This window comes from Anabaena sp. UHCC 0204 (assembly GCF_009711975.1).
Lineage (GTDB): Bacteria > Cyanobacteriota > Cyanobacteriia > Cyanobacteriales > Nostocaceae > Dolichospermum.
This window is the reverse complement of sequence record NZ_VIKW01000037.1, coordinates 1-3,238: the sequence shown is the minus strand read 5'-3', so window position 1 is coordinate 3,238 and position 3,238 is coordinate 1. Positions and strand designations below refer to the sequence as shown.

3 protein-coding genes are annotated in these 3,238 nt (G+C 39.9%); 2 read left to right on the top strand and 1 reads right to left on the bottom strand.

Going from position 1 to position 3,238, the window contains the following annotated elements; translation table 11 throughout:
• The first annotated feature begins 649 nt into the window (after positions 1 to 649).
• Entirely contained in the window at positions 650 to 898 is a 249-nt protein-coding gene (locus FJR04_RS21380) for a hypothetical protein (RefSeq protein ID WP_168498559.1), read from the top strand.
• Positions 899 to 901: 3 nt separating this feature from the next.
• Positions 902 to 2,128, top strand: coding sequence for a murein transglycosylase A (locus FJR04_RS21375; RefSeq protein WP_168498557.1), 1,227 nt, complete (start codon positions 902 to 904; stop codon positions 2,126 to 2,128).
• 80 nt (positions 2,129 to 2,208) lie between these two features.
• Here the strand turns inward: FJR04_RS21375 and FJR04_RS21370 are convergent, their stop codons facing one another.
• Positions 2,209 to 3,078, bottom strand: coding sequence for a DUF5895 domain-containing protein (locus FJR04_RS21370; protein ID WP_168498604.1), 870 nt, complete (start codon positions 3,076 to 3,078; stop codon positions 2,209 to 2,211).
• Positions 3,079 to 3,238: the final 160 nt, after the last annotated feature.

Sequence of the window (3,238 nt, the reverse complement as noted above, 5' to 3'; positions counted from 1 at the left end):
TTGTGTTATAGCGGTTATCGGTAGGATGCAATACAATCTAGGGCGCAGACCCTGCGCCCCTACAGGGTTTGCAATTGGCTGACTGTATCTCACTCAAGTGCATACCGCTATATTGAGCTATGAGTAAAAATATCAAATCAAATATCCTGTAAATCCTTTAATCCTGGACATCCTGATTCAGACAAAAATTAAAATCAAATATCCCGTAAATCCTTTAATCCTGTAAATCCTGATTCAGACAAAAATTAAAATCAAGGTAAATTAATTTAACTGACCATGAAATACTATTAACAACAGCCTATAGCGGTTATCGCCCTTGATGCAATACAATAGAGGGCGCAGACCCTGCGCCCCTACAAAGTTTGCCATTGGCTGACTGTATCTCATGCAAGTGCATACCGCTATAACACCTTTCCTACTAAATATCTCCTGGACTTGTGGAGAGAAATCCAAGCTTGTCTCTACTTTGCAATACCTGTTCCTGTGATTTTGGTGACGACATCCAAAAATCAAACTGGGTGAAAAGTGCAAGATGTGAGTAAAACTATTGTAGAAAGGTCATCTTGCCTGTCACTTAACTAATTACTCTTTCCAGAGTGGTGCGACGTAGTTAACAATGGAGTAGATGTATTTTTAGTGATCTGAAATTATGCCGAGAACTCCAAACGAATATGCTGTATTTCTGCTTTTAGACAGTGGACACCGGGAAGAAGTGCGTTTTCCTACCATTCAAGAATTCCAAAAGTGGTACAGTAGTGAGCTTGTGCCAAAATCTGCTTCTCATGATTTTATTAGCGTACCGATTAAAAATATTCAGGGAGAATATATGGTGGTACGTCCGTCTAAGATTGTAGGGATTCGAGTAGAACCTGTTTTTAATTCCAGTATTGAAAGATAAAAGATGAGAAAAAACCTTACTTTGCTTGCCTTAAGTCTGGGAATTGCCCTGATAAATCCACTTTCGTTAGTTGTTGCTCAAGCTCCGACTTCACAGCCGGTCATCATACCAGTTGCTCCTCAACCATTACCGGAGGTGTTACCAGCACTCCAACCCGTTAATATCGAGACTGCTTGTGCTGCTCAAGGTTGTTTCGGTTGGGACGAACAACTTTGGGGTAAACGGGGAGATAAAAAAGCACTGTTAACTTCAATTGATCACAGTTTGCGTTATTTGGGAACGAATAAAGCAGCTACAATCTATGCTAATTACCCAATTCAGGGAATTACCCTAGATCGAGTGCGTCGGAGTTTAGTACGCTTTCGGCAACTGGTGGTTAGTTCTCAGTCAGCAGCCCAATTGCAAGCTGCTGTGCGTCGAGAGTTTGTTTTTTACCAGTCTGTAGGCAACGATGGTAGGGGGACTGTTAAGTTCACGGCTTATTATGAGCCTGTGTATACTGCCAGTCGTACCAGAACTTCAGTATATAAATATCCTTTGTATAGAGTCCCACCTGATTTTAAGGAATGGGCGAAACCTCATCCCAAACGGGTTGATTTAGAAGGAAAAGATGGTTTATTGGGGAATAAAAGTAAGTTACGCGGATTAGAAATGCTGTGGTTCCGCGATCGCTTTGATCCCTACATGATTCATATCCAAGGTTCTGCCCAAATTAATTTAACCAATGGAAAGAAAACTTCCGTCGGTTTTGCGGGAGGAACAGAGTATCCTTGGACGAGTATCGGTGGAGAATTAGCAAAAGATGGTAAATTGCCACTTAGCGGTTTAACTATGCCTAAGTTGATTAGTTATTTCCGCCAAAATCCCAAGGAGTTGAATAATTATTTACCACGCTGGGAAAGATTTGTTTTCTTTCAAGAAACTAACGGAACACCAGCAACAGGCAGTATTAACGTTCCTGTAACCACAGATCGTTCTATTGCTACAGATAAATCTCTCATGCCACCGGGCGCACTAGCAATGATTATTAACTCATTCCCCTATCCTACCAGTCGTGGCAAGTTGGCAGCTCGAAGAGTTAACCGTTTTGTCCTAGATCAGGATACAGGCAGTGCGATTAAAGGACCAGGAAGAGTAGATTATTTCATGGGATCTGGTAAATTAGCAGGCGATCGGGCCGGTATTACAGGTGGCAATGGTTCACTATTTTATTTACTACTGAAAGAATAGGAGGTAGGGGCGCAGTCCCTGCGCCCAATCAGGAGAAAGAGGGAAGAAAAAAATTTTTCCCCTGTCCCTCTTCCCATTCCCTAATACGGTGGATAACCAAATTCATCATCATCTGCATACACATAGGAATTGGTAACACCAGTCATTTCTACCTTAGAAATTTCTGGTTTAATCACTTCCTTACCAAATTCTTTGTATTCCTCAAAAGTCTTACAAATTATTTCCGACTCAGGGGAATCTGAGGCAATCATATAATCAGTTAAAGTTGAAACTGTGGGATGTTTATAATCTACAGTTGAAGCTACCAAAGCAATATTAGGTTCAATTCCTCTTTCTTCACATTCAATAATTGGGCAAAAAATCCCATGAGCATGAAATAAAGGACCCTTTGGAGTTACAGGTTTCTTGTGAAAACCAGCATAAGCTTTTTCTAATTCTCCAGCAAAACCACTAGTAATTCGCCCTTGTTGATATTCAGCATAATTTTTACCAAAACTAGCACCGGCTGAACCACTAAGAGTTAATTGCAGAGGTGATTGATGTAAAAACTTTTTATCTTCACCTACCAAAAAAATCAGATGACGGGTAAAAATCTTAAATTTAACTTTATCCGCTAAAAAAGCATCATAATTATCCTTAAATGTCCCTAATTTCATCCCCGTTTCTCGGTCTTTCACAGATAATGGACCACGACGCACAATTACTAATCGGGGAGTAGTGCTAATAAATACCGTTTCCACTCCCGAACTAAATTCATGGTCTACCTGTTGCCAATTTTCATCTGGTTGAAAACCAACAGCTTGAGCATTATCCCGACTAATTGCTAGACCATAACTCTGTAAACCATCTGTACCATAACGAGGGTTAATCATCAAACCCCAGGGCAGGACTTGGGAAGGTGGGGCGTTAAATTTTTCGTCTTCAAAATCGAACTTAGCAGATGCTTTCATCACTTTTAGAATAATAAAGTGTTTAGTTTTACTAGTCTATCTTTTTTACTATTAATTGAGAACATCAAGCACTCTGAATTAGATTTTAACAACTTCAGTTTATCTATATAAAAACAAAACCCCCTCTAAATGAATAGAAGGGGCATTGTTGTAAAATATA